The organism is Pseudomonas sp. EA_35y_Pfl2_R111, assembly GCF_963970955.1.
Lineage (GTDB): Bacteria > Pseudomonadota > Gammaproteobacteria > Pseudomonadales > Pseudomonadaceae > Aquipseudomonas.
The window spans coordinates 139,796-164,881 of record NZ_CAXAOM010000003.1 but is presented as its reverse complement, the minus strand read 5'-3'; the positions used below and the strand labels follow the sequence as shown (position 1 = coordinate 164,881).

Genomic DNA, 25,086 nt, shown 5'->3' with positions numbered 1-25,086 from the left:
CGCGCAGCGACGGCCCGGAGGGTGGCCGCCAGGGATGGCAGGCTATAAAAAAGGGCGCCCTTAGGCGCCCTTGTTGAAAGCAGAGGAAATCAACGCTTGGTGAATTCCGGGTAGGCTTCCATACCGCATTCGGCGATGTCCACGCCTTCGTACTCTTCTTCCTCGGTAACGCGCAGGCCGATCACCAGTTTGATGATGGACCAGACGATCAGGCTGGCCACGAAGACCCAGGCGAAGATCGCGCCGATACCCAGCAGCTGTGCGCCAATGGTGGCGTCGCTATTGGTCAGACAGACAGCCAGCAGGCCCCAGATACCGACCACACCGTGAACGGAGATGGCACCGACTGGATCGTCGAGCTTGAGCTTGTCCAGACCGAGGATCGAGAACACTACCAGCACGCCACCCACGCCACCGATCAGAGTTGCTTGCAGGGCAGTTGGGGTCAGCGGTTCGGCAGTGATTGCCACCAAGCCAGCCAAAGCACCGTTGAGGGCCATGGTCAGGTCAGCCTTGCCGAACAGGATGCGCGCCACGATCAGGGCAGCGATCAAACCACCGGCAGCCGCCATGTTGGTGTTAACAAACACGTTGGCCACGGCGTTGGCGTCTTCGATGGTGCTCATCTTCAGCTGCGAGCCACCGTTGAAGCCGAACCAGCCCATCCACAGGATGAAGGTACCCAGTGCTGCCATCGGCAGGTTGGCACCCGGAATGGCGTTGACCTGACCATTCGGGCCGTACTTGCCTTTACGGGCGCCGAGCAGCAGTACACCAGCCAGAGCAGCAGTAGCGCCAGCCATGTGCACTACACCGGAACCTGCGAAGTCGAGGAAGCCAGCTTCGTTAAGGAAGCCCGAACCCCATTTCCAGAAGCCCTGTACCGGGTAGATGAAACCGGTCATGACCACGGCGAAAGCCAGGAAGGCAAACAGCTTCATGCGCTCAGCAACGGCACCAGAAACGATCGACATGCAGGTCGCGGCAAACACCACCTGGAAGAAGAAGTCCGAACGCGCCGAGTAGTAAGGGGCATCGTCACCGCCGGCCAGAACCGACTCAACGCTGTTCTCTTCGCCCAGCAGGAAACCCAGGCTCGGCAGGATGCCGCCTTCCGGGCTGGAGTACATGATGTGGTAGCCGATCACCAGGTACATGATGCTCGCCACTGCGTACAGGGCGATGTTCTTGGTGAGAATTTCAGTGGTGTTCTTGGCTCGCACCAGACCGGACTCGAGCATGGCAAAACCCGCTGCCATCCACATCACCAGGGCGCCGCAAACCAAAAAGTAGAAGGTATCAAAACCGTACTGCAGTGCAGTCAATGCTGTGTTGTCCATGGTTCACCTCTTGCCGTTGCGCTTTTTAGCGCTATTCGGTTAAGACGTCCGGGGTTGGCTCCGGACGCGCTCCGTGTGCTTACAGGTTGTAGCCGCGCTCGTTATGCAGGGCGAGATCGAGACCGATGGTCTCTTCCTCTTCGCTGACACGCAGGCCCATTACTAGGTCGATCACTTTCAGAATCACGAAGGTCACCACCGCGGTGTACACCACTGTGAAGGCCACCCCCTCGAACTGGATCCACAACTGCGCCGGAATATCTTCCACCGTGCCGAAGCCACCCAAGGCCGGTGCGGCGAACGCCCCGGTGAGAATGGCACCGACAATGCCGCCCACGGCATGCACGCCGAACACGTCGAGGGAATCGTCATAACCCAGCTTGCGTTTCAGGCTGGTGGCGCAGAAGAAGCAGATCGCCCCACTTGCCAGACCAATCGCCAGAGCGCCCATCGGCCCCGCAGTACCGGACGCCGGAGTGATCGCCACCAGACCCGCCACAGCACCCGAGGCAATGCCCAGAACGCTTGGTTTGCGGTGCGTGATCCACTCGGCGAACATCCAGCTCAGCGCCGCTGTAGCGGTGGCAATCTGGGTTACCAGCATGGCCATACCGGCGCTGCCGTTGGCTGCCAGCGCAGAACCTGCGTTGAAGCCGAACCAGCCGACCCAGAGCATGCTTGCGCCGATCAGGGTGTAGCCAAGGTTGTGCGGCGGCATGGCAGTCGTTGGAAAGCCCTTGCGTTTGCCCAGCACCAGACAGGCCACCAGGCCGGCGATACCGGCGTTGATGTGCACCACAGTGCCGCCCGCGAAGTCGAGCACGCCCCAGTCCCACATCAGGGCACCGTCGCCGCCCCAGACCATGTGCGCGATAGGCGCATAAACCAGGGTGAACCACACCGCCATGAAGATCAGCATCGCTGAGAACTTCATGCGTTCGGCAAAGGCACCGACAATCAACGCGGGGGTAATGATGGCGAAGGTCATCTGAAAAGTGATGAAGACACTCTCCGGAACTCCAGCCACCAGGCTGTCCAGGGTCAAACCAGATAGGAAGGCTTTAGAGAAACCGCCGACAAAGGAGTTGAAGTTGACGACTCCCTGCTCCATGCCAGTGGTATCAAAGGCCAGGCTGTAGCCGTAGACGACCCACAGAATGCTGATCAACCCGGTTACTGCAAAACACTGCATCAACACCGACAGCACGTTCTTCGAACGCACCATGCCGGCGTAGAAAAGCGCCAGACCAGGGATGGTCATAAACAGCACCAGTACAGTGGCGACCAACATCCAAGCGGTGTCGCCGCTGTTCAGGCTTGCCTCTTCGGCCATGGCAAAGCCAGGAACGAGAGACAAAAGGGCTCCTAGCCCTGCGATTTTTCGCAGAGTCATGGTTTAACTCCTGGGGCGTGGGGTTCGTTCGGAGGCTTAAACTGCGTCGGTGCCGGTTTCGCCGGTACGGATGCGGATCGCCTGTTCCAGGTTTACAACGAAAATTTTGCCGTCACCGATCTTGCCGGTGTTAGCAGCCTTGGTGATGGCCTCAATCACGCGATCGAGTTGATCGTCAGCGATGGCCACGTCGATTTTCACTTTTGGCAAGAAATCGACCACGTACTCAGCGCCGCGGTACAGCTCGGTATGGCCCTTCTGGCGACCAAAGCCTTTGACTTCAGTGACAGTGATGCCCTGCACGCCGATCTCCGACAGTGACTCACGGACGTCGTCCAGCTTGAACGGCTTGATGATGGCAGTGACTAGCTTCATGTAACTCTCTCCCGTGTATGGTGGACTTGCCCCAGGAATTACGAACCCGGCCCAAGTCTAAGCGCAGTGCCTGGCTTTTGTAATGCATCGCAGCCCTGACCCAGCGGCACCGATGCTCACCAACCGCTCCCGACGAAACACTTCCCCGCTTCGCCTGACGCACCGGAACTGCATCGGTGCATGCGTCGCAAGAGACAAAGCAGAAAGCTTGCCAGAACCGCCAAAACCGATTTATTTCATGCAGTTACCCGGTAAACGGGCGTTTTAGCCCGGTAATAGCCAACAGCCAGCGCACAACAACGGTGCAGCAACCGGCCAGGCAGCGCGCGAAAACTGTGCAACCCGCATTGATCCTGCGCCAGAGGCGCCCTCGGCAAGCCGGATAAAGCTGCGTGCTACACTGCCGCCACCTGCAAACGGAACCTCAACATGCTGCCACCTAAAGCCCTATTAGACGCCCTAACCACCCACGCCTCGCGCCTGTTCAACGGTGACACGCCCTTGCCGCGCGGTGAATTTGAAGCGCAGTTCAAGGTGCTGCTGCAAAGCGCCTTCAGCAAACTCGATCTGGTCAGTCGCGACGAGTTCGACAGCCAGATGGTCGTACTCGCCCGCACCCGCGCCCGCCTGGAAGCGTTAGAGGCCAAAGTGGCCGAGATGGAAGCGCGCAGCACAGACACCCCAACCACCAGCGAGTAACGTCCGCAGCGGATGCATCAGCCGATCAAGGAGTGATCGATGTCCCTGGCTATAGTCCACAGCCGCGCCCAGGTGGGTGTTGAAGCCCCCGCCGTCACCGTTGAAGCCCATCTGGCCAACGGCCTGCCTTCACTGGCCCTGGTCGGCCTGCCGGAAACCGCGGTCAAGGAAAGCAAGGACCGCGTGCGCAGCGCCATTCTCAACTGCGCCTTCGACTTTCCGCCCAGACGCATCACTTTAAATTTGGCGCCTGCTGATTTACCCAAGGACGGTGGGCGTTTCGACCTGGCAATTGCCCTGGGCATCCTCGCCGCCAGCGGCCAGGTGCCAGCCAGCGCGCTGGAACACCTCGAATGCCTGGGCGAACTGGCGCTCTCCGGGGCGATTCGCCCAGTACAGGGCGTATTACCTGCTGCACTGGCCGCTCGCGCCGCCGGACGCACCTTAGTGGTGCCCAAGGCCAATGCCGAAGAAGCTAGCCTGGCGTCGGGGCTGACAGTGATAGCCGTCGAACATTTATTGGGAGTCGCCGCCCATCTCAACGGCCAGACGCCGCTTGCGCCGTATCAGGCTCAAGGCCTGCTGCGCCAAGTACTGCCCTACCCCGACCTGGCTGAAGTGCAGGGGCAGATCGCCGCCAAACGCGCACTGCTGGTAGCGGCGGCCGGTTCGCACAATCTGCTGTTTACCGGCCCGCCCGGCACCGGCAAAACCCTGCTGGCCAGCCGCCTGCCGGGCCTGCTGCCACCACTGGATGAACAGGAAGCGCTGGAAGTAGCGGCGATTCATTCCGTGGCCAGTCACACGCCGCTAAGCGCCTGGCCGCAAAGACCTTTTAGAACGCCTCATCACAGTGCATCCGGCCCGGCGCTGGTCGGCGGGGGCAGTCGCCCGCAACCTGGCGAAATAACCTTGGCTCATCACGGAATTTTGTTCCTCGATGAGCTTCCCGAGTTTGATCGCAAGGTCCTGGAAGTGCTGCGTGAGCCCCTGGAAAGTGGGCAGATCGTGATTGCCCGTGCTCGCGACAAGGTGCGTTTTCCCGCGCGTTTTCAACTGGTCGCGGCGATGAACCCCTGCCCCTGCGGGCATCTGGGCGACCCGTCCGGGCGCTGCCGCTGTTCCACCGAGCAGATTCAGCGCTACCGCAGCAAACTCTCCGGCCCTTTGCTCGATCGCATCGACCTGCACCTCAGTGTGCCGCGGGAAACCACCCGGCTTGACGCCAACGCCGAACCCGGCCCAAACAGCACTGAATTGGCCGCCCAAGTCGTACAGGCGCGCCAGCAGCAACTGGCTCGCCAGGGCTGCGCCAATGCCCATCTGGATCTTAACGGCGTGCAACAGCATTGCAGCCTGCAAGGCGAAGACCGTCAGTGGCTGGAAAATGCCTGCGAACGCCTCGGCCTGAGCCTGCGTGCAGCGCACCGGGTATTAAAGGTGGCGCGCACCCTGGCCGATTTAGACAGCGCCGCGCATATCAGCCGCAGCCACCTGGGTGAAGCCTTGCAGTACCGCCCCAGCATTAGCGGCGCCTGAATAACGCCCATAAAGAAGCCCCGCATGCGGGGCTTCTTTATATGGGGCTATAGCTCGTAGAGTCTTTTTACGATCTCGCGAGCTAGAGCCATGCAAGGCAGAAACAGGCGAGAAACGCAGCGCAGCGGAGTAACAGCCAACGGCTGGCCCGTAGGGTGAGCGCAGCGAATCAAGCGGAGTGTACGAGCAGTACATGAGCATTACTCGTTCCACTCGCCCTTCGGGCCGCGCTAAAGCGCGTTAGCCGCAAGCGACTTGTTGAGCCTGTTTCTAACGCAGCAGGGCCGACGCGCAGCAGATCGTAAACAGGCTCTTACTGGTCGCGGCGGGCTACCTGCTCACGACAGGCCTCACCGAATGCCTTGAAGATTTTCACCGAGTGCGGGTTCTGCGCGGCCTGCCACTCGGGGTGCCATTGCACCGCCAGGGTGAACTGCTCAGCGCCTGGCAGGTGAATCGCTTCGATTAAGCCATCTTCGGCATGGGCGAGGGCTTCAACACCCTCGCCCAGTTGGTCAACTGCCTGACCGTGCAGCGAGTTGACCGGAAACTCGGCCTCGCCCACCAGCTCGGCAAACCAGCTGCCCGGCAGCGCACGCACGCTGTGGCTGTCTGCATATTGCACATCCACCGGCGCACTAGTGTCTTCGCGGTGGTCATTCATGCCCGGGACTTCGTAAACCTTCTGGTGGATATCGCCGCCCAGGGCCACGTTGATTTCCTGCATACCGCGGCAGATCGCGAACAGCGGCAGACCACGGGCCAGTGCAGCACGAATCAGCGGGATATCGAACAGATCACGATCCTGATCCTGGCCCTTCGTCGGGGTCAGGTTTTCCTGGCCGTAAAGGGCCGGGTCGATATTGCTGCCAGCACCGGTCAGGTACACGCCGTCGACCATCGACAGATACTGCTCAATGTCATCGACACCACAGCAACTTGGCGCCAGCAGCGGTACGCAGCCAGACAGTTCGACCAGGGGAGTTATGTATTTGTGGGTCATGACTTGATAGGCATGCCCTTTGCGCTCTTGAGCGCCCATGGACATCAGGACAACCGGTTTACGCGCGCCGGAGCGCTGTTTCGTATTGTTGTTGGACATACATCACCTTGGGGCAGCCGAGATTGGCTACCGTTGTTGTGCAGAAGGGCTGACGGCTGTCGCGCGCCTTCTGTTTTACGGCTGATTGCGCCTGTCTAGATCACCGCCGCAGCGGCATCAGATGCGCAAGAAACGCTCATCTGGCAGTCACAACCCGGAAGCCAGTCTGCCAAAGCCGTAAAATATGTCAAACAATTACACTCATATTGTTAAGAAATCAGGCCGACAACAGCAGGCAACCCAGCTTAGAAAACGAAGCAACCCTATGTTTTAAAAGAACTAACCAGACAAAGCCGTCAAATGATAGTCCAATATTTTTTACGCCATATACGGCCTGCTGCTAACGCGCCAGATCCTCCACCCGCTCAACCGCAGGCAGCTGCATCGCCGCCACATCCGCCACCAGATAATCGCGCAAACGACGGAAACGCTCCTGACCTCGGCGCGCCTTTGGCCATACCAGGTAGTAGCTGCAGCCACTGGGCACCGCACTGGGCCAGGGCAGGCCAAGGCGGCCTTGGGCGACATCCTCGGCGACCATTACCAGATCGCCAATCGACACACCATAGCCACGCGCCGCAGCGACCATGCCCAGCTCCAAGGTGTCGAACACCTGGCCGCCCTTGAGCGGCACCTGATCCGCCAGGCCCATGGCCTGCAACCACTGCCGCCAGTCGCGGCGATCCGGAGTGGGATGCAGCAGCTCGGCGGCCTGCAAGCGCGGCAGATCCCAGGCTTGCTCACTCAAAGCCTCGGGGGCGCACACCGGAATCAGCCATTCGGCGAACAGCTCGGTGCTCTCCCATTCCTCCGGGAAGTCGCCCTGGCTGAGCAGCACGGCGCAGTCGAAGGGCTCATGCAGAAAGTCCACCTTGTCCACGTCCATCCAGGCGCTGGTCAGTTGCACCTCACTGGCGCTGATCAGGCGATAGCGTGACAGGCGCGCCAGCAACCAACGCATGGTCAGGGTAGACGGGGCCTTCAGGCGCAGCACCGTATCGTCGACGCGCAGAGTATTGCACGCGCGCTCCAACGCCTCGAAACCATCGCGCAGGCCCGGCAGCAACATACGCGCCGTCTCGGTGAGTTGCAGGCTGCGGCCACGGCGCTCGAACAGGCGGCAGGCAAAGTGCTCCTCCAGGGTGCGCACATGCCGGCTGACCGCACTCTGGGTAATCGCCAGCTCTTCGGCGGCGCGGGTAAAGGAGCTGTGCCGCGCCGCCGCCTCGAAGGCGCGTAGGGCATAGAGCGGCGGAAGGCGCTGGCTCATGCTTGCAGTCCATGAGTAATAGTCATGCCTGTCATCTCTATTATCCTTTTGTGCTGCTGCGGCTGGCTTATGAGAATAGGCGCATTCTCTGCCTGCGCGGATCACCTGGGCAAGCCTCCTAACTGAGTAGAACTCATCATGCTGCATCCGCTTCGTGGCGAACTGCGCGCCATCCTGAAACTCGCCGGGCCGCTGATTGCTGCGCAACTGGCGCATGTACTGATGGTGTTTACCGACACGGTGATGATGGGCCTGCTTGGCCCCGCGACCTTGGCGGCAGGCGGCCTGGGGGCGGCCAGCTATTCCTTTGTGTCGATCTTCTGTGTCGGAGTGATTGCCTCGGTCGGCAACCTGGTGGCGATCCGTCATGGCGCGCAAGATGCCGCCGGCGTTACCCGACTGACGCAGAACGGCCTTTGGCTCGGCTGGGGCTTAGCGCTACTGGCCGGCCTGGCGCTGTGGAACCTGGGCCCGGCGCTGCTGTATTTCGGGCAGAAACCGGAGAACGTCAGCGGCGGTATGCAGTTTCTTTCCACCCTGGTGTTTGCCCTGCCCGGCTATATGAGTTTTATGGCGCTGCGTGGCTTTACCAGTGCCATCGGCCGCCCTGGCCCGGTAATGGCCATCAGCATTGGCGGGGCACTGGCCAACTTCGTCCTCAACTATGCCTTGATCAAGGGCTGGTTCGGCCTGCCGCCGCTGGGCCTGGCCGGAATCGGTCTGGTCACCGCCGTGGTGATGAATGTCATGGCGCTGCTGCTGGCCTGGCATGTGCTGCACCACAGCGCCTATGGCCCTTACCCGCTATGGCGCGGTCTGCTGCGGCCAGTCTGGGCAGAGCTGAAAGAGCTGCTGCGCCTGGGCCTGCCGATTGGCGGCACCTATGCGGTGGAGTCCGGCCTGTTTGCCTTTGCCGCGCTGTGCATGGGCGCACTGGGCAGCACGCAACTGGCGGCACACCAGATCGCAATCATGTCGGTGTACGTGGCGTTTATGGTGCCGGTGGGGATTTCCTACGCAGTGACCTTCCGTATCGGTCAGCACTTTGGTGCCGGCCGCCTGCTGCAGGCACGCCAAGCCGGTCGCTTGGGTCTGGGCCTCGGCGCGCTGTGCATGCTCGGTTTTGCCTGCCTGTTCTGGCTGGCGCCGCATTGGGTAGTCGGGCTGTTTCTCGACCACAGCGACAGCGCCTATGCCGAAGTGGTGGCCCTAGCCGTGGCCCTGCTAGCGATTGCTGCCTGGTTCGAGTTCTTCGACGGTATCCAGACCATCGCCATGGGCGCAATTCGTGGCCTCAAGGACGCCAAGACCACCTTCTGGGTCGGTCTCGGCTGCTACTGGGCGGTCGGCGCCCCGCTAGCCTGGCTGTTGGCATTTCCCCTAGGCTGGGGTGCTGAGGGCGTATGGTGGGGCTTAGCCGGGGGCCTGGCCTGCGCGGCCATCGGCCTGACCCTGGGGTTTGAGTGGAAAACCGCGCGCCTGCTGCAACCGACAGACGCAGGGCTTACTCCACACGCTAGACGCCTGGTTTCTTGAAGCGATAAAACAGGTTGGGCTCGCTGACCAGATAGAGCACGCCTTGGTTATCCATGGCGATACCCTCGCCCTGGGGCACGCTGCGCTTGAGGCCATTGCGCCCACCGAGCAGCGACAAACTGCTGATCGGCTTTCCCTTTATATTCAGCTCCAGCACCAGCCGCGACTCATCAGATAACGCCAACAGATGGCCGCTGCGCTCATCAAATTGCAGACTGGACAGATCGCGGACAAACAACCCGGCATCGCGCTTCTGATCATCCACCACATGCACCGCGAAGGGTTGCTGCGGATCACGCTGAGGGAAGCCGTGAATCTCGTAGATACGCATCGGATCGCGCTCCTTGGCAACAAACAGGCGCTGGCCGACAGAGTCGTAGGCCAACCCCTCAAAGCCCTTGTTGCCATTCAGGCCGATACCCAGGGAGAACTGCTGCGCCTGGTCGGCATGCAGCTTAGTGGTGGCATCGTCCACCCGCACTTTGATCAGACGATGCTGGCGTTCGTCGCTGATTACATACAGGCCAGGGCTGATGTATTCGACCGCCTCGGCGTCGCCAAAACCATGCAGGTCGATGCGCCTCAACAGCTCGCCATCCAGCGATAGCTCAATCAACTGCGGATTCTGGTTGGTCACGGTAAACAGGCTATTGCGATCCGGGTCGAAGGTCAGCGCGGAAACGTCATTATCCAGCCCTTCGATCACCTTAGCTTCAAGGTCCACCTGGTAATCCGACAGCCGCATGGAGTCCTGCTGCCCGTCGCCTGCATGTTGCCATTGCTGCACATTGAACCAGGCCCGCTCAAACAAACGGTACTCCTGACCGACCAAGCCAAGCAGCAGCAACGCCAGCGCAACCAGGCTGAGTAACAGGCGCTTCAGGGTTAAATGATCTCGCATGGCGCTTCACTCTCAACAATAACGGGGGACACAACGGCGTCAGCCCGAAGCAGAGCTTCGGGCTGACGCGGGCAGATGATGGATGCGGCTTACTTGACTAGCTCAAGGTACTCGACATCGATTTCGCGACTGGTCAGATCGCGGTCGACCTCGCCGGTGATTTTCACCTTGGCCGTTTCGGAAATAGCCTGAGCGGGCCAATGCTCATCGTCGATCTCGACATTGATGGTGCCGCTGGCGTCCTTGAACTCATACAGCTCATCCTGCAGACGCTTGACGATCTGTCCTTGCAGCACCACCGGTGTATCGTCGGCCGCATCCAGCGCAGCAGCCACGGTGGTGACCTGAGCGGTGGCGCCTGGGCCGGTGTAACCGGTGGCCATCGCGGCAGTGGAAAACAGTGGAACCAGCAGCAGAGCCAAAGTGAAACGCTTCATGGGGTAACCCTCTAATCAGTAGGTGATGGAGCCAGAGTAGAGGGCGTAGCTGAAGCCAGGCTTAATCCGCAGCTGCAGGCTGTTCAGCGACCGGCTCCTTGCGCAACACGTAGAACAGGTTGGGCTCACTGACGATATAGATGTTGCCGGCCGCATCCATGGTTACCCCTTCGGCCTGTTTGATACCACTGCGCAGGCCATTCATGCCCGTGGCCAGGCTAATAAAACTGACCGGCTCACCTCGGCCGTCCACTTCGAGTAACAAGCGCGACTCATCAGAAAGCACCAGGGAGTTACCAGTTCGGGCGTCGTAGGTCAGCGAGGAAATATCACGCAGAAACAAGCGTTCCGAGGACAGAGGTTGCAAAGTACCTGCGGCCCCATCCTCACCCGGGAACGGCATGCTGAATAATCCTAAAGGCGCACGCTCCTTGCCTAGCAATACACGCTTATTGCGCGAGTCCCAGGCGATGCCCTCGAAGCCATTATTACCTGCGCCTGCAAAGCCGAGATCAAACGAGGGATAGTCGGCAAATTCCAGACTGCGGGTTAGAGCGTCCAGCTTGAAGGTGGTCAGGGTATGCTTGCGCTCATCGATGATCGCCAAACGCCCATCAGTGAGCATTTCCACGCCTTCTGGATTGGCAAAACCATGCAGATCGATACGCCGCATCACCTGACCGTCAAGCGACAACTCGATCAGTTGAGGATCGTAGCCAGTCACGGTAAACAGGGTATTGCTGGCGGCGCTGTAGGTGAGACCCGACACCTCATCCAGCCCCTGCAACGGCTTGCCCTGTAATACGGCCCTATAGCCCGGCAGCCAGATGCTGCGCGACTGTTCGGCAGCGCTCACCCGCTGTTCGTGAACCCAGAAGGACAGGCGATCATCCCAGTGGCTATAACTGACCAGCAATCCACAGGCTACAAGCAATAACAGCAGAATTAGCCAGCGCAGACGCGCCAACCAAGAAATCCAGATCGACATCGCACACACCCAATAAGAACGATGGCTATCAGACTAGAGAGCAACGCTTAAGTTTCTGTTACGCCATCAGTCCGCGGGCACCTCCAGATGCCCTTTACCAAGGTGGCGACTCAGGCGTTACGGTTAGAGCGCGCGGCTCTCGAAGCGGCTGTGGCCAACCAGCTCCAGCACCAGCTCGTCGCCTTTGTGCAGCGGGCCGACCCCCACTGGCGTACCGGTAAGGATTACATCGCCAGGCTGCAGGCTGAAGTGGCCGCAGATATGTTGGATCATCGGCAGAATCGGGTTGAGCATGTCACGGCTGCTGCCGTCCTGACGCAGCTCGCCGTTGATCGAGAGACGGATGCCGATATCGGTCAGGTCTTCTACGACATCGCCCGGTACGAACGGTGCCAGCACACAGGCACCGTCGAAGGATTTGGCGGTTTCCCAGGGGTAACCCTTGGCCTTGAGCGTGGCCTGCAGGTCACGCAGGGTCAGGTCCAATGCCGGAGCGAAGCCGGAGATAGCATCACGCACTTCTTCGGCGTTCGGCGTACGCGACAGCGGCTTGCCGATCAGCACGGCAATTTCCGCTTCGTAATGCACGTCACCCTTGCCCTCGACCAGAGTGAAGCCGTCATCCAGCGGCACCACACAACTGCCCGCCTTGATAAACAGTAACGGTTCGGTTGGCACCGGGTTGTTCAGTTCCTTGGCGTGCTCGGCGTAATTGCGGCCGATACACACCACCTTGCCCATGGGGAAATGGATATGGGTGCCATCGACATACTGATGCTGGTAGCTCATGAGCAACTCCTTATGGGAATGCGTTGCACCGCTCTTTGTGGGAGCAGGCTATGTAGGGCGAACAAGCCACCCTAGGATCTGAATAGTTGATCGCCCATAGTGGGCGAATCATCGCGGGCTGTCGTTTCGACCAAAGACTTAATCAGCTTGCTGAAAGCGTTACGAGCGAAGGCCAGGCAAGGCGGCGGAGTCGGGAAAAAGCGGAGTTGGCTGGTGCCAATGAGCATTTTTCCTGACTTCGCCAACGCAGCATGTCCGAGCGCAGTAGCTATCAGGGCGGGAAAATTTTGCCTGGGTTCATAATCCCGTTCGGGTCGAACACCGCCTTGATTGCCTTCATATAGCCAATCTCGGCTTCCGAGCGGCTATAAGTCAGATAATCACGCTTGGTCATGCCCACACCGTGTTCGGCGCTGATCGAGCCGTTGTATTTCTGCACGGTCTCGAACACCCACTTGTTGACGGTGGCGCACTTGGCGAAGAACTCGTCCTTGGACAGGTTCTCCGGCTTCAAGATATTCAGGTGCAAATTGCCGTCGCCGATATGGCCGAACCAGACGATTTCAAAATCCGGGTAGTGTTCGCCAACGATGCGGTCGATATCGTGCAAAAACGCTGGCACTTTCGAGACGGTGACCGAGATATCGTTCTTGTACGGTGTCCAGTGGCTGATGGTTTCCGAGATGTACTCGCGCAGCTTCCACAGGTTCTGCAGCTGCTGCTCGCTCTGGCTCATCACGCCGTCCAGCACCCAGCCTTGTTCAACGCAATGCTCGAAGGTGGCGAGAGCCGCTTCGGCGACTTCTTCGGTGGTGGCTTCGAATTCCAGCAGGGCGTAGAACGGGCAATCGGTTTCAAACGCTGCCGGCACATCGCCACGGGCCATGATCTTGGCCAGGGCCTTGTCAGAGAAGAACTCGAACGCGGTCAGGTCCAGCTTGTTCTGGAAGGCGTGTAGCACCGGCATGATCGAGTCGAAATCTGGGGTGCCGAGCACCATCGCGGTGAGGTTCTTCGGCGCACGATCCAGGCGCATGGTGGCTTCAACCACAAAGCCCAAGGTGCCCTCGGCGCCGATAAACAGCTGGCGCATGTCATAGCCGGTGGCGTTCTTGATCAGGTCCTTGTTCAGCTCCAGAAGCTCGCCGGTGCCGGTGACCACCTTGAGCCCGGCCACCCAGTTGCGAGTCATGCCGTAGCGAATCACCTTGATCCCGCCGGCATTGGTGCCAATATTGCCGCCAATCTGACTGGAACCGGCCGATGCGAAATCCACCGGGTAGTACAGGCCCTTGTCCTCAGCAAACATCTGCAGCTGCTTGGTCACTACACCCGGCTGGCATACGGCCGTGCGATCAAATTCGTTGAAGTCGAGAATCTGGTTCATATAGTCGAAAGCGACGACCACTTCGCCATTGGCCGCCACTGCGCCAGCGGACAGGCCAGTACGGCCACCTGATGGCACCAGCGCCACCTTGTGCTGATTGGCCCAGCGGACGATGGCCTGGACCTGCTCGATGCTCTTGGGAAAAGCAATCGCCAGCGGTGCTGGGGCGAAATGCTTGGTCCAGTCTTTGCCGTAGGCGTTGAGGGAATCGGCATCGGTCAGCACCTTGCCGGGCTCAACCAGGGTCTTCAGCTCTTCGATCAGCGCAGGGTTGGTCATCTACGGAACTCTCAAACGATTCATGGTCACCCTGAGCACGCTTCATCTGCCAGGGTAGGTGTTTCGCGGGGCTCGTATGCTAGCATACGCCCCCCGTGAATCGTGCCCCCGCGCCGATCTGCGGCCTGCGGCCGGCGGCGCTCGGCCTCTTCCCTGACACTATTTGTGGGACAACAGGTACTCCGATGAGCAAGACCTCTCTCGACAAGAGCAAGATCAAGTTCCTTCTTCTTGAAGGCGTCCACCAGAATGCAGTGGATACCCTGAAGGCCGCTGGTTACACCAACATCGAGTACCTCAAGGGCGCACTCTCCGACGATGAGCTGAAAGAAAAGATCGCCGACGCGCACTTTATCGGTATCCGCTCGCGCACCCAGTTGACTGCCGAAGTCTTTGACTGCGCGAACAAGCTGGTGGCCGTCGGTTGCTTCTGCATCGGCACCAACCAGGTGGACCTCGACGCCGCCCGCGAGCGCGGTATCGCCGTGTTCAACGCACCGTATTCGAACACCCGCTCGGTGGCCGAGCTGGTATTGGCCCAGGCCATCCTGCTGCTGCGCGGCATCCCCGAGAAGAACGCCTCCTGCCACCGTGGCGGCTGGATCAAATCGGCGGCCAACTCCTTCGAAATCCGCGGTAAGAAGCTAGGTATCGTCGGTTACGGCTCGATCGGCACCCAGCTCTCGGTCCTCGCCGAAGCCATGGGCATGCAGGTGTTCTTCTACGACACCGTGACCAAGCTGCCGCTGGGCAACGCCACCCAGATCGCCAAGCTGCATGACCTGCTGGGCATGTGCGACATCGTGTCGCTGCACGTGCCTGAACTGCCATCCACCCAGTGGATGATCGGCGAGAAAGAAATCCGCGCGATGAAGAAGGGCGGCATCCTGATCAACGCCGCACGCGGCACCGTGGTCGAGCTGGATCACCTGGCCGCCGCGATCAAGGACGAACACCTGATCGGCGCCGCCATCGACGTGTTCCCAGTCGAGCCAAAATCCAACGACGAAGAGTTCGAAAGCCCACTGCGTGGCCTGGATCGCGTGATTCTGACTCCGCATATCGGTGGCTCGACTGCCGAAGCCCAGGCCAACATCGGCCTGGAAGTGGCCGAGAAACTGGTCAAGTACAGCGACAACGGTACATCGGTGTCCTCGGTCAACTTCCCCGAAGTGGCCCTGCCGGCGCACCCGGGCAAGCACCGTCTGCTGCACATCCACGCCAACATCCCGGGTGTGATGAGCGAGATCAACAACGTGTTTGCCGAAAACGGCATCAACATCTCCGGTCAGTTCCTGCAGACCAACGACAAGGTCGGCTACGTGGTAATCGACGTCGACGCCGATTACTCCGACCTGGCGCTGGAGAAGCTGCAGCACGTTAAAGGCACAATCCGCAGCCGCGTCTTGTTCTAAGCGCTGCCGCGACACGAAAAAGGGAAGCTTCGGCTTCCCTTTTTTATGCGCGAAATTTAAGTGTTTTTGCCTTAAACCGACTGCTCTTCCAGCGTAAGCAACGCCGCTTCCGCAGCCGGTAGCTCCTCTTCACTAAACACCCGCACCCCAGCACGGCGCAAGGCCGCAGCAGTCACGCCTTCACCGGCGACCTTGGTGCCGCTAAAACTGCCATCATAATTTTCCCGATTACCACACGACGGGCTGCGTGCCTTGAGCAGCGCCATGCGGATGCCATGCTGCGCCACCAAAGCCAGCGCCTGCTGTGCGCCGTCAACAAAAGCCGCGGTGACATCCTCGCCGTCCACCGTCAGCACCGGCAGCTGCCCATCGAGTACCCGCGCACCCTGACCGCCAGCAATCTCTGCCGGCGCGCGCGGGGTCGGCAGGCCACCGGCGACTTCAGGGCACAACGGCACAATGCGGCCCTCCTGCTGCCAGCGCTCAAGCACAGTAAACGGGCCATGAGCGCCGCCGTCGTAGCGTACGCGCTGACCCAACAAACAACGGCTCACTAAAATCTTCTGCATCGCTCACTCTCATTCAGTCACCCGCCGTAACACCGCCAGGGTACTGCGCTTACTGGCCGCCGATCAAAGGGACGGGCTGGCGGCTAGATTGCCAAGCTCATCACCCAGACCAGGCCATTCGCGCGCAATGCCGACCTATCCTTCGGCGGGAAGCGCCCTGGCCGAATGGCGCGCGGGCCATGTCAGGCACAGACTCTCGGCACTCTAGTCGAGGACGCCCCATGCATCGCCCATTTCGCACCGTCGCCCTATCACTAATTGCAAGTCTCGTGGCCTATGCGCTGCCAAGCCAGGCCGCCCTTCTGCCGATGGACAATCAAAGCCTAAGCGAGATCAGCGGTCAGGCTGGCATCAGCATCCGCGCCGATGTGCTGGCGACCATCAACCGGGTCAGCTGGAATGACGACGGCGGCAGCGCGTCGCTGCGCAATGTAAAAATCGACAACGGCTGCACCACCCCGGCCAGCTGCCCGAACGGTTCCGGCGGCAGCTTTGCCTTCGGCGCCGCGCAACTGGGGCTGACCCTGCCAATATTCGGCGTCAACCTGCCTACCCTGAAGATCGATATCGTCACCAATGCCAGCGGCAAACAGCAGTTGCAGCTGACCCTACCCGACCTCACCACCATTAATGATCAGCTGGTGGCCAGCGGTATCCCGGCGCAACGCATTCGTGTGCGGGTAGCGGCCGATATGTACGTGGGCGAAAGCCGTCTGGGCAGTATCGAGATGCGCGATATCACCGATCTGCGCGGGACCTTCAAAATCTGGGGCCACTAAGAACAGTCTGACAGACCAGCTACAGCGGCCCATTACCCCGCCGGCGAAACCAGCCGGTCAACGACAGTCGATCACGCGTCGCCGGCAATACTTCGTGGGGCATATCGGCGGAGAGAAACAGCAGCAGACTGCCCGCCTGGGGCAACACATCGCGAGTCTCGCCATTCGGCAGATACAAACGCAGCGCGCCGCCCTGCTCGGCCTGCCAATCTTCGTTGAGGTAGAACACCGCCGACACCGCGCGGCGATCATCATCGCGAAAACGGTCCAGGTGTTTTTTGTAATAGGCGCCGGGCGGATACAACGCGAAATGGCTTTCGAAATCCTCCAACCCCATAAACAGCTCTTGATTCAAGGCTTGGCGCAGTTCATCCATAACCGCCAAATACTGATCGCACGCGGCGTTCTGCCCAGCATCAAGCCACTGAATATGATCGCCGCGTAGCCCCTCACTCACCACCGTCAGAGCACCACGGCCGATACCCGCCTGCACCAATAAGCCGGCAGCGGCACGCTTACGGCACTCTTCGCCCAGTTCGGAGGTCAGAAGTGGAGCAATGAATTGTCTTTGCAGTGACCAGCCATGCTCGGCCAAATCATCGATCATGCGCGCCACACTGGCGCCCCGGGTATTACTTGAGCAGGTGTTCAATGATGGCCCCGAAGGAATGAGAACCTGCATGGACGCAGGATCGCGATTCTAGCAGGCCGCTTACTGGCCTCGACAAGCCCCCTGCTGCCCACCGAAAATAGCCACCCCTGAATGGAGTCCCTATGCGCGCCCTTACCGTTGTACTGACCCTGCTGCTCAGCCTGCCGGCCCTGGCGGATGATTACCTGCAGCTGTATCAGGCGGCCGGCTGGCCGCAGCAGCGCATGCACTTCAGTGATGCCCTGCAGGCCGCTCAGGAACGCTACCGCAGCAGCCTGCCGCCAGCGGTGCATCAAGCATTGGTGAATAACAGCAATCAACGCTTTGCCGCTGCCGCCGTGGATCAGCGCGCCCAGCAAGGCCTGCGCGACAACCTCGACGAGCCGAGCAGCCCCTTGCAGTTTTTCCAGTCGCCATTGGGCCGCAAGATTGTCGATGCCGAACTGCTCGCTACCCGCAGCGACCAACTGGCGCGTTACGCCAATGGCCTGCCGCGCAGTGAAGCCAGCGCCACCCGCCGCCTGCTGATCCGCCACCTGGCGCAAGCCCTGCCAGCCAAAGAAGCCGGTGCCGAGGTCAGCCTGGCGCTGGCCGGCGTAGCCGCCGACAGCCTCAGTCAGATGCTCCCCGGTCTGCTCGGTGGCGACAGCGCCCAGGCCATGCTCAACGGCCAGCGTCAGCGGCTGATGGAGCAGATCGGGGCTGATCTGGATAACACCCTGCTGCACGTTTACCGCGAGCTGAGCGATCCGGAGCTGGAAGAATTTGTCAGTTTTGCCCAGTCAGACGCAGGCAAGGCCTACTACCAGGCCGCACTGGCCGCAATTCGCAGCGGCCTGGCGGTTGGCCAAAGCAACGCCAGCCTGGCTCCGGCGCCACGCGGGATCTAATCAGCTCAACCGCTGGCTGAGAAACTCAAGATAGCGCTGGCGCAAGGCCGGCGCTTCATTGGCCAGGTGATGACCAGCGCTGTCCAGCATCAGGATCGTCGGCTCGGCGAACTTGTCCTGCAACACCTTCAAGTTGTGCCGCCAGGCCACAGTCATGTCCGCGCCCCCCTGCACAATCAGTGGGCTGCGCAAGCTCCGCGGCGCAGCCTCAATACGCGGCACCCACTGGCTTAACGCACCCACCCAAGCGGTTGGCAGGCAGCGTGGCTGCAGCGGGTCGTGGTGATGGACGAAGTCGATAAACGCGGCGTCGCTTGAGTTGACGCTGAAACGCCGGGGAATCTCGCTCACAAAACTCTTCATAATTCGATAACTGAGCTGCGACCAGCCCCAGGCTCGCGGGCGCACCAAGGGGGCCAGCAGAATGATTTCGCCAATCGGCGCGACAGGCTCACCACGCAACACGTAATCAAGAATGATCGCACCGCCGGTGCTCTGCCCACACAGGTGCCAGGGCTGCGGTAGATCCAACACTGCGGCTTCAGCCAGCAGCGCCTGGAGCACCGTTTGGTACTCGGCAAAGTCACCGATGCTGGCACGCGCGCCGCTGGACAGGCCATGCCCCGGCAGATCGAAAGCCAGCACAGCAAAGCCCTGCCCCAGCGCCCACTCGATCACATGGCGATACAAGCCTACATGGTCGTAATAACCATGCAGCAACACCAACGTGGCGCGCGGCTGCTCTGGCCACCACGCCTGAACTGCAATCTGATAACCACCCGCCGGCAACAAGCCCATACGACTATGAACGGCCAGCGCATCGCTAAAACCATAGAACCGGCGATAAGCCTGTTCAGCAGACGACAGCACAACAGCTGCGGCCAAGGGTCGCAGACTGGCAATCAGATGTTCCGGCTGAAACGCATCAGGCATAAGGCTTCCATCAATCACTCGGGGTCGTCACAGGCCATCCGGGCCGGCGCGATGAAGAGGCGGATATTCTGCTGTCGCGCCAGACATGGCAAGCTGCGCGCCTGTTTGCCGAAAACTGCCCATGACTCGACCCACACGCAAGACCCTACTCGCCAGTCTATTGATTCTGCTCTGGGCCGCCGCCATGCTCGCCGCCTATTGGTGGTACGAAGCGCGCTATCTGCGCAGTTTCAGCGAGCAGACTGCGCTGTTCTATGGCGAACAGCTGCGCCTGCCGGATGAGCTGGCCGGCCCTGGGCCGATCCGCCTGGTGCACTTCTGGGACCCGGCCTGTCCGTGCAATGTCGGCAATCAGCAGCACCTGGCCGAACTGATCGAACGCTTTGGCCCCCAGGGTGTGAGCTTTTATGCCGTGCAAAAGCCCGGCAGCAGCGGCCAACTGCCCAGCACCCTCAGCGCCCTGCAACCGTTGGCTGCATTGCCAGGCAGCACGCAGATCCCCGCCAGCCCGGCCGTGGCGATCTGGGACCGCAACGGCCAATTGGCCTACTTCGGCCCCTACAGCGAAGGCGCCGTATGCACCTCCAGCAACAGCTTTATCGAGCCGATTCTCGATGCGCTGATTGAGCAGCGCCCAGTCAACGCCAGCAATACCCTCGCCGTGGGCTGTTTCTGCGATTGGCAAAGCAACTGAGTATTTCAGGCCTGTGTAGAAAGGCTAGATCAGTCTGACGCCGTTATTCCCACAAACGACTGTCGGCGAAAGCCCTGCGGCGTCTCGCCCTGCCAGCGCTTGAACGCGCGGTAGAACGGCGACAACTCGGCAAAACCGCAGGCGCGGGCCACTTCGCGGATCGCCAGGCCGCTGTCGAGCAGGGCCTGGGCGCGCAAACGACGCACTTCATCATGCAGCTGGCGAAAGCTCTGCTGCTGTTCGGCCAGCGCCCGCTGCAGGCCGCTGACGCTGTAACCGAGCGCAGTGGCGCAGCTGGGCAGATCACACAGCTGTACGCCGAGGTTAACTTCCAGCCAGTAGCGCACGCGGTTGAGCAGCTGGTTTTCCTCTAGTTCCGCCAGCTCCAGTTCGGCCTGGGCCCAAAGCACTGTGAACAGCCGCGGGTTGGCGCTGCGCGATGGCCGACCCAGCCAGGCGCGCGGAAAGATCAGCGCGTCATGCGCCTGGGCAAAGCGCGGCAACAGGCCAAATAGGCGGCGATGCTCACTCAGCCGGCGCGGTGCGGGGTGGCGGAAATCCAGCCCGGTCAGGCGGAAGCGGCCGTCGTTATTGATGCTGGCGAGCATCTTCTGCAGCAGCAGCGCCAAACATTCCATCTGCTGACGCAGCGAGCCGACGCCCCGGTAGTTGAGGTCGAAGATCAGTCTTGCCTGCTTGCCATCCAGCTCCAGGCGCGCGGCAAAGCCACCAGAAAGGATGTGTTGAAAACGCACAAAGCTTTCCAGCGCCTGGCCGAGGTCGCGGCTGGCCAGCAGCAGGTAACCGACCACATCCAGGGGCCGTGGCTGCATGGTTTCGCCGAGGTGCAGGCCAATGTCCACATCACCACTGATGCCCGCCAGTGCCTGCCAGAAGCGCGGCGCATTGTCGTGATCTTCACGGGCATTGAGCAGCGGCGGCGCCAGCATCAAGCCCTGGTAGGCCTTACGATAGGTGTCGGTCGGGTCGAGTCCTAGATCAGCCAGTGCCTCGTACAGCAGGCGACGCAGGGTCGAGGAATGGGTCAGCGCGCTGGCGATGCTGTTATGTGGGTCCTGATTCATACAGCCCTCTTTGATTGACCAAAGACTTTCATCCTTGCTGTATTTGGTCAATGCCGCCGCGACATTCCGCCCGCACAATGGCGGCGCTGATAAAACCTATAACAAGGAAAACCCATGAAACGCACCCTGACCGTCCTTGCCGTAATAGTCGCCGCCACTGCCGCCGGCGCTTACTGGTATATCGACAGCAAGCAACCGCAACGCGCGGGCGAGCTAAGCCTGAGTTCATTGCAGGCGCCGGTCACGGTGGATTACGACGAGCGCGGCGTGCCGCATATCCAGGCGCAGAATGAGGCCGATATGTACCGCGCCCTGGGTTATGTGCACGCTCAGGATCGGTTGTTCCAGATGGAAATTCTGCGGCGCCTGGCCCGTGGCGAGCTGGCGGAGATTCTCGGCAGCAAGCTGGTCGACACCGACCGCCTGTTCCGCACGCTGGGCATTCGCGAGCACGCCGACCGCTACGCCGCGAAGATGGACATGAACACCCCGGCGAGCCAGGCGCTGCAGGCCTATCTGGATGGCATCAACCAGTACCAGGCCAGCCGCCCGGCCCCCATCGAGTTCGATGTACTGGGCATCGAAACGCGCCCCTTCACTGCGGCCGACACCCTCAGCGTCGCCGGCTATATGGCTTACAGCTTTGCTGCGGCGTTTCGTACCGAGCCGGTGCTGACGCATATCCGCGATCAGCTGGGCGCCGACTACCTCAAAGCCTTCGACCTCGACTGGCACCCGCAGGGCGTGGTCGGACAGAACCTCGCCGCCGGCGACTGGCAGGACCTTAACGCCATCGCCGAACTCAGCCACGCCGCGCTGCTGAATGCCGGTCTGCCGCAGTTCGAAGGCAGCAACGCCTGGGCGGTGTCCGGCAGCCGCACCGCCAGCGGCAAACCGCTGCTGGCTGGCGACCCGCATATCCGCTTCGCCGTGCCGTCGGTGTGGTACGAGGCCAACCTGAGCTACCCCGGCTTCAGCCTGTACGGCCATCACCAGGCGCTCAACCCGGTGGCTTCGCTGGGCCATAATCGCGAGTTCGCCTGGAGCCTGACCATGTTCCAGAACGACGACCTCGACCTGATCGCCGAGAAAACCAACCCGGACAACCCCAACCAGGTCTGGTACCGCGGCCAGTGGGTCGAGCTGCAAAGCCGCGTCGAACAGATCAGCGTCAAAGACGCCGCGCCGGTCAGCCTGACCATTCGCCGCTCACCCCACGGCCCGCTGATCAACAGCGCCCTCGGTGAAACGGTCGGCAGCACGCCGATTGCCATGTGGTGGGCGTTTCTCGAAACAGAGAACCCGATCCTCGATGGCTTCTATCAGCTCAACCGCGCCGCCAGCCTGGATCAGGCCCGCTCCGCCGTCGAGCATATCGAGGCGCCGGGACTGAATGTGGTATGGGCCAATGCCACGGGCGATATCGGCTGGTGGGCGGCGGCGAAACTGCCGCGCCGCCCGACCGGCGTCAACCCGAGCTTTATCCTCGACGGCAGCAACGGCGAGGCGGAGAAAGACGGCTACTTCCCGTTCAGCGCCAACCCGCAGGAGGAGAACCCGGCGCGCGGCTATATCCTCTCGGCCAACTACCAACCCGTCTCGCCGACCGGCATGGAGATACCCGGCTACTACAACCTGGCCGATCGCGGCCAGCGCCTGGATGAGCGCCTTAGCGACAACAGCGTGAAGTGGGACCTGAGCAACAGCCAGGCCCTGCAACTCGACCCTGGCACCGGCTACCCGCAACGCCTGCTTGCCCCGCTGGCCGCCGATCTGCGCGGCGCCGCCAACGGCAGCGAAGAGCAGGCGCTGGTCGAGCAACTGCTGAACTGGGATGGCCAACACACGCTCGACGCCACTGCTGCCACGCTGTTTAACCAGTTGGTCTATCAGCTGACGTTTGAGGCCATGGCTGATGAGCTGGGTGAAGCCTTCTTCACCAATCTGCTGCAAACCCGCGTGCTCGACAGCGCCCTGCCGCGCCTGGCTGCCGATGCCAGCTCGCCGTGGTGGGACAAGCGCGGTAGCGACGCCGTGGAAAGCCGCGCGGACACCGTCAAAGCTGCCTGGCAGGCCAGCCTCGCCCACCTACGCAGCACACTCGGTGACGATGCCAATCAATGGACCTGGGGCAGCGTGCATACCCTGACCCACAGCCATCCGCTGGGCCAGCAGAAGCCACTGGATAAGCTGTTTAACGTCGGCCCATTCGCCGCACCGGGCGGCCATGAAACACCGAACAACCTGTCGCAACCAGTCGGCCCGGCGCCCTGGTCAGTGGTTTACGGCCCTTCGACCCGCCGCCTAATCGATATGGCCGATGCCGGCACAGCTCTGGGCATCAACCCGGTCGGGCAGAGTGGCGTGCTGTTCGATAAGCACTACAAGGATCAGGCCGACGCCTATATGCGCGGCGAGTACGTGCCGATGCACCTGGATGCCGAGGCGATCAAGGCCAACAGCCGCAGCCAGCTGATTCTTCGTCCCTAAGCGCGCAGGAGCCTGCCATGAAACGTCTGTTATTGGTGATATTGATCGCCCTGCTCGGCCTGATTGGCGTGGTCATCGGCTGCACATTGCTGCTGCCAGCCGCCGCCTTCAACAGCGCGCCGGTCAGCCTGCCTGAAGGGCTGGATGGCCAACGTGCGGCTGAAAGTTTGGCTGCGGCGATTCGCCTGCCAACCCTGTCGCATCAGGTCGGCACCCCGGCCAGCCAACAGGCCGCCAGCGATGCTGCGTTTGCCGGCCTGCGCGTGTGGCTGACGCAACGCTACCCGCGCCTGACTGCAACCACCGAGCCGTTGGCAACCGGCAGTCCGAGCATTCTGCTGCGCTGGCCGGGCAAAGACAGCCAGTTACCCGCCGTTTTGCTGATGGCGCACCAAGACGTAGTGCCCGTCGCGCCTGGCACCGAAGCACTATGGACGCACCCGCCGTTCTCCGGGGCGATTGCCGCTGGCTTTGTCTGGGGCCGTGGCGCCATCGACAGCAAGGGCTCGATGGTGGCGATTCTCGAAGCCGTGGAAACCCTGATTGCCCAGGGCTTCCAGCCGCAACGCGATGTGCTGCTGGCCTTCGGTCACGATGAAGAGATTGGCGGCCACCAAGGCAACCGGCGCATCGCCGCGCAATTGCAGGAGCAAGGCAAACGCCTGGCCTGGGTCAGCGATGAAGGCGGCTTTGTGGTGCGCGGGCAAATCCCCGGCGTCAGCCAGGATGTCGCCGTGGTCGGCATTGCGGAAAAAGGCTACGTCAGCCTGACCCTGCAAGCCAACGCCCAGGGCGGCCACTCCTCACAGCCGCCAGCGTTTGATGAAACCGCCATCGGCCGCCTTAGCCAGGCCCTGCAACGGGTGGGCGATGCGCCCTTCCAGCGCGGCTTCGACGGCCCCACCGGCGACCTGCTGGCCAGCTTCACCCCGGCGCAATCCTTCGGCTATCGATTGATTTTCGCCAACCTCTGGCTGTTCGGTCCTCTAGTAGAACAGCAACTGGCCGCATCGCCAGCCGGCGCCGCACAGCTGCAAACCTCGCTATCACCGACCCTGCTGCGCGCCGGAATAAAGGAGAACGTGTTGCCACCCAGCGCCCGCGCCACCCTCAACCTGCGCATCCACCCACGCGACAGCATCGCCAGCGTTGCCGAACACGTACGCAACGCCGTGGCGGATGAACAGATCCAAGTCAAAGTCATGCCCGCCGGCCGCGAGCCCTCGGCGGTTTCCGACGTAAACGGCGCCGCCTACAAGCAGTTCGCCGAAGTGATCCGGCAGAGCTTCAGCAACACCCTGGTCAGCCCCAACCTCACCGTCGGCGGCACCGATTCGCGCTACTACGAACCACTGACCGACAACATCTTCCGCTTTAGCCCGCTGCTGATGGAGCGCGAAGACCTGCCGCGCATGCACGGCACCAACGAGCGCGTGGCAATCGAAACGTTGGCCAATGCCAGCGGGTTTTACTATCGACTGCTGCAAAGCCTGAACCCCAGCACCGAATGAGCTAAGGCAACAAAGGCGGGAGCCGCCCGCCTG

General features: G+C 61.2%; 23 protein-coding genes. 9 read left to right on the top strand and 14 right to left on the bottom strand.

The window, feature by feature from the left end:
• Window positions 1–89: 89 nt before the first annotated feature.
• The 3 genes from AACY25_RS13685 to glnK form a co-directional block, all read right to left on the bottom strand.
• On the bottom strand, window positions 90–1,340 hold the full coding sequence (locus AACY25_RS13685; protein WP_305592258.1) for an ammonium transporter: 1,251 nt from the start codon (window positions 1,338–1,340) through the stop codon (window positions 90–92).
• Window positions 1,341–1,419: 79 nt separating this feature from the next.
• Window positions 1,420–2,733, bottom strand: coding sequence for an ammonium transporter (locus AACY25_RS13680; RefSeq protein ID WP_339525235.1), 1,314 nt, complete (start codon window positions 2,731–2,733; stop codon window positions 1,420–1,422).
• A gap of 36 nt (window positions 2,734–2,769) precedes the next feature.
• The gene (glnK, locus tag AACY25_RS13675; protein WP_021700071.1) at window positions 2,770–3,108 is read right to left on the bottom strand and encodes a P-II family nitrogen regulator; all 339 of its coding nucleotides are present in this window, start codon (window positions 3,106–3,108) and stop codon (window positions 2,770–2,772) included.
• Between the two features lie 429 nt (window positions 3,109–3,537).
• Here glnK and AACY25_RS13670 point away from each other — a divergent pair, with 429 nt between their 5' ends.
• Together AACY25_RS13670 and AACY25_RS13665 are read left to right on the top strand one after the other, a co-directional pair.
• Window positions 3,538–3,807, top strand: a complete 270-nt coding sequence (locus tag AACY25_RS13670) for an accessory factor UbiK family protein (RefSeq protein WP_339525234.1) — start codon at window positions 3,538–3,540, stop codon at window positions 3,805–3,807.
• 39 nt (window positions 3,808–3,846) lie between these two features.
• Window positions 3,847–5,346, top strand: a complete 1,500-nt coding sequence (locus tag AACY25_RS13665) for a YifB family Mg chelatase-like AAA ATPase (protein ID WP_339525233.1) — start codon at window positions 3,847–3,849, stop codon at window positions 5,344–5,346.
• A 313-nt stretch (window positions 5,347–5,659) separates the two neighbouring features.
• Here the strand turns inward: AACY25_RS13665 and AACY25_RS13660 are convergent, their stop codons facing one another.
• Together AACY25_RS13660 and AACY25_RS13655 are read right to left on the bottom strand one after the other, a co-directional pair.
• Entirely contained in the window at window positions 5,660–6,448 is a 789-nt protein-coding gene (locus tag AACY25_RS13660) for a gamma-glutamyl-gamma-aminobutyrate hydrolase family protein (RefSeq protein WP_339525232.1), read from the bottom strand.
• A gap of 340 nt (window positions 6,449–6,788) precedes the next feature.
• Window positions 6,789–7,718 carry a LysR substrate-binding domain-containing protein gene (locus AACY25_RS13655; RefSeq protein WP_339525231.1) on the bottom strand — a complete coding sequence of 310 codons (930 nt, stop codon included), beginning with the start codon at window positions 7,716–7,718 and terminating at the stop codon, window positions 6,789–6,791.
• Between the two features lie 138 nt (window positions 7,719–7,856).
• On the opposite strand from AACY25_RS13655, the gene AACY25_RS13650 reads away from it, so the two are divergent.
• A complete protein-coding gene (locus AACY25_RS13650; protein WP_339525229.1) occupies window positions 7,857–9,254 on the top strand; it encodes a NorM family multidrug efflux MATE transporter in 1,398 nt (465 codons plus the stop codon).
• Here AACY25_RS13650 and AACY25_RS13645 read toward each other — a convergent pair.
• The 5 genes from AACY25_RS13645 to AACY25_RS13625 all read right to left on the bottom strand — a co-directional run bounded on the left by AACY25_RS13645 (window position 9,235) and on the right by AACY25_RS13625 (window position 14,035).
• Window positions 9,235–10,155, bottom strand: coding sequence for an SdiA-regulated domain-containing protein (locus AACY25_RS13645; protein WP_339525227.1), 921 nt, complete (start codon window positions 10,153–10,155; stop codon window positions 9,235–9,237). The genes AACY25_RS13650 and AACY25_RS13645 overlap by 20 nt on opposite strands.
• Window positions 10,156–10,244: 89 nt before the next feature.
• On the bottom strand, window positions 10,245–10,592 hold the full coding sequence (locus tag AACY25_RS13640; RefSeq protein ID WP_339525225.1) for a NirD/YgiW/YdeI family stress tolerance protein: 348 nt from the start codon (window positions 10,590–10,592) through the stop codon (window positions 10,245–10,247).
• A gap of 61 nt (window positions 10,593–10,653) precedes the next feature.
• Window positions 10,654–11,580, bottom strand: coding sequence for an SdiA-regulated domain-containing protein (locus AACY25_RS13635; RefSeq protein ID WP_339525223.1), 927 nt, complete (start codon window positions 11,578–11,580; stop codon window positions 10,654–10,656).
• A 123-nt stretch (window positions 11,581–11,703) separates the two neighbouring features.
• Window positions 11,704–12,369, bottom strand: a complete 666-nt coding sequence (locus tag AACY25_RS13630; protein WP_339525221.1) for a fumarylacetoacetate hydrolase family protein — start codon at window positions 12,367–12,369, stop codon at window positions 11,704–11,706.
• A gap of 271 nt (window positions 12,370–12,640) precedes the next feature.
• Complete coding sequence (locus AACY25_RS13625) at window positions 12,641–14,035, bottom strand: FAD-binding oxidoreductase (protein ID WP_339525219.1); 1,395 nt, start codon at window positions 14,033–14,035, stop codon at window positions 12,641–12,643.
• Between the two features lie 185 nt (window positions 14,036–14,220).
• On the opposite strand from AACY25_RS13625, the gene serA reads away from it, so the two are divergent.
• Window positions 14,221–15,450 carry a phosphoglycerate dehydrogenase gene (gene serA, locus AACY25_RS13620; protein ID WP_339411488.1) on the top strand — a complete coding sequence of 410 codons (1,230 nt, stop codon included), beginning with the start codon at window positions 14,221–14,223 and terminating at the stop codon, window positions 15,448–15,450.
• 71 nt (window positions 15,451–15,521) lie between these two features.
• Here the strand turns inward: serA and AACY25_RS13615 are convergent, their stop codons facing one another.
• Complete coding sequence (locus AACY25_RS13615; protein ID WP_339525217.1) at window positions 15,522–16,019, bottom strand: DUF523 domain-containing protein; 498 nt, start codon at window positions 16,017–16,019, stop codon at window positions 15,522–15,524.
• Between the two features lie 221 nt (window positions 16,020–16,240).
• Here AACY25_RS13615 and AACY25_RS13610 point away from each other — a divergent pair, with 221 nt between their 5' ends.
• A complete protein-coding gene (locus tag AACY25_RS13610; protein ID WP_339525215.1) occupies window positions 16,241–16,798 on the top strand; it encodes a DUF6160 family protein in 558 nt (185 codons plus the stop codon).
• A gap of 19 nt (window positions 16,799–16,817) precedes the next feature.
• Here the strand turns inward: AACY25_RS13610 and AACY25_RS13605 are convergent, their stop codons facing one another.
• On the bottom strand, window positions 16,818–17,405 hold the full coding sequence (locus AACY25_RS13605; protein WP_339525213.1) for a 2OG-Fe(II) oxygenase: 588 nt from the start codon (window positions 17,403–17,405) through the stop codon (window positions 16,818–16,820).
• Between the two features lie 167 nt (window positions 17,406–17,572).
• Between AACY25_RS13605 and AACY25_RS13600 the strand changes: the two genes are divergently transcribed.
• Complete coding sequence (locus AACY25_RS13600) at window positions 17,573–18,340, top strand: hypothetical protein (protein WP_339525211.1); 768 nt, start codon at window positions 17,573–17,575, stop codon at window positions 18,338–18,340.
• Here AACY25_RS13600 and AACY25_RS13595 read toward each other — a convergent pair whose 3' ends face one another.
• The gene (locus AACY25_RS13595; RefSeq protein WP_339525209.1) at window positions 18,341–19,273 is read right to left on the bottom strand and encodes an alpha/beta hydrolase; all 933 of its coding nucleotides are present in this window, start codon (window positions 19,271–19,273) and stop codon (window positions 18,341–18,343) included. It abuts the gene before it with no gap.
• An 85-nt stretch (window positions 19,274–19,358) separates the two neighbouring features.
• Here AACY25_RS13595 and AACY25_RS13590 point away from each other — a divergent pair, with 85 nt between their 5' ends.
• Complete coding sequence (locus AACY25_RS13590; protein WP_339525207.1) at window positions 19,359–19,967, top strand: DUF6436 domain-containing protein; 609 nt, start codon at window positions 19,359–19,361, stop codon at window positions 19,965–19,967.
• A 29-nt stretch (window positions 19,968–19,996) separates the two neighbouring features.
• On the opposite strand, the gene AACY25_RS13585 is transcribed toward AACY25_RS13590, so the two are convergent.
• Window positions 19,997–21,052 carry an AraC family transcriptional regulator gene (locus AACY25_RS13585; protein ID WP_339525205.1) on the bottom strand — a complete coding sequence of 352 codons (1,056 nt, stop codon included), beginning with the start codon at window positions 21,050–21,052 and terminating at the stop codon, window positions 19,997–19,999.
• Window positions 21,053–21,166: 114 nt separating this feature from the next.
• Here AACY25_RS13585 and AACY25_RS13580 point away from each other — a divergent pair, with 114 nt between their 5' ends.
• Both AACY25_RS13580 and AACY25_RS13575 read left to right on the top strand, forming a co-directional pair.
• A complete protein-coding gene (locus AACY25_RS13580) occupies window positions 21,167–23,542 on the top strand; it encodes a penicillin acylase family protein (protein WP_339525203.1) in 2,376 nt (791 codons plus the stop codon).
• Between the two features lie 17 nt (window positions 23,543–23,559).
• Window positions 23,560–25,053: a M20 family peptidase gene (locus AACY25_RS13575; RefSeq protein WP_339525202.1), complete on the top strand. Its 1,494-nt coding sequence runs from the start codon at window positions 23,560–23,562 to the stop codon at window positions 25,051–25,053.
• Window positions 25,054–25,086: the final 33 nt, after the last annotated feature.

Bases quoted from the DNA above. Each gene is read 5' to 3' on its own strand.
- AACY25_RS13660 (WP_339525232.1), bottom strand. From the start codon at position 6,448: ATGTCCAACAACAATACGAAACAGCGCTCCGGCGCGCGTAAACCGGTT.
- AACY25_RS13615 (WP_339525217.1), bottom strand. From the start codon at position 16,019: ATGCAGAAGATTTTAGTGAGCCGTTGTTTGTTGGGTCAGCGCGTACGC.
- AACY25_RS13590 (WP_339525207.1), top strand. From the start codon at position 19,359: ATGGCAAGCTGCGCGCCTGTTTGCCGAAAACTGCCCATGACTCGACCC.
- AACY25_RS13625 (WP_339525219.1), bottom strand. From the start codon at position 14,035: ATGACCAACCCTGCGCTGATCGAAGAGCTGAAGACCCTGGTTGAGCCC.
- AACY25_RS13645 (WP_339525227.1), bottom strand. From the start codon at position 10,155: ATGCGAGATCATTTAACCCTGAAGCGCCTGTTACTCAGCCTGGTTGCG.
- AACY25_RS13585 (WP_339525205.1), bottom strand. From the start codon at position 21,052: ATGAATCAGGACCCACATAACAGCATCGCCAGCGCGCTGACCCATTCC.
- AACY25_RS13595 (WP_339525209.1), bottom strand. From the start codon at position 19,273: ATGCCTGATGCGTTTCAGCCGGAACATCTGATTGCCAGTCTGCGACCC.
- glnK (WP_021700071.1), bottom strand. From the start codon at position 3,108: ATGAAGCTAGTCACTGCCATCATCAAGCCGTTCAAGCTGGACGACGTC.
- AACY25_RS13685 (WP_305592258.1), bottom strand. From the start codon at position 1,340: ATGGACAACACAGCATTGACTGCACTGCAGTACGGTTTTGATACCTTC.
- AACY25_RS13665 (WP_339525233.1), top strand. From the start codon at position 3,847: ATGTCCCTGGCTATAGTCCACAGCCGCGCCCAGGTGGGTGTTGAAGCC.
- serA (WP_339411488.1), top strand. From the start codon at position 14,221: ATGAGCAAGACCTCTCTCGACAAGAGCAAGATCAAGTTCCTTCTTCTT.
- AACY25_RS13680 (WP_339525235.1), bottom strand. From the start codon at position 2,733: ATGACTCTGCGAAAAATCGCAGGGCTAGGAGCCCTTTTGTCTCTCGTT.
- AACY25_RS13640 (WP_339525225.1), bottom strand. From the start codon at position 10,592: ATGAAGCGTTTCACTTTGGCTCTGCTGCTGGTTCCACTGTTTTCCACT.
- AACY25_RS13600 (WP_339525211.1), top strand. From the start codon at position 17,573: ATGCGCGCCCTTACCGTTGTACTGACCCTGCTGCTCAGCCTGCCGGCC.
- AACY25_RS13635 (WP_339525223.1), bottom strand. From the start codon at position 11,580: ATGTCGATCTGGATTTCTTGGTTGGCGCGTCTGCGCTGGCTAATTCTG.
- AACY25_RS13580 (WP_339525203.1), top strand. From the start codon at position 21,167: ATGAAACGCACCCTGACCGTCCTTGCCGTAATAGTCGCCGCCACTGCC.
- AACY25_RS13630 (WP_339525221.1), bottom strand. From the start codon at position 12,369: ATGAGCTACCAGCATCAGTATGTCGATGGCACCCATATCCATTTCCCC.
- AACY25_RS13610 (WP_339525215.1), top strand. From the start codon at position 16,241: ATGCATCGCCCATTTCGCACCGTCGCCCTATCACTAATTGCAAGTCTC.
- AACY25_RS13605 (WP_339525213.1), bottom strand. From the start codon at position 17,405: ATGATCGATGATTTGGCCGAGCATGGCTGGTCACTGCAAAGACAATTC.
- AACY25_RS13575 (WP_339525202.1), top strand. From the start codon at position 23,560: ATGAAACGTCTGTTATTGGTGATATTGATCGCCCTGCTCGGCCTGATT.
- AACY25_RS13655 (WP_339525231.1), bottom strand. From the start codon at position 7,718: ATGAGCCAGCGCCTTCCGCCGCTCTATGCCCTACGCGCCTTCGAGGCG.
- AACY25_RS13670 (WP_339525234.1), top strand. From the start codon at position 3,538: ATGCTGCCACCTAAAGCCCTATTAGACGCCCTAACCACCCACGCCTCG.
- AACY25_RS13650 (WP_339525229.1), top strand. From the start codon at position 7,857: ATGCTGCATCCGCTTCGTGGCGAACTGCGCGCCATCCTGAAACTCGCC.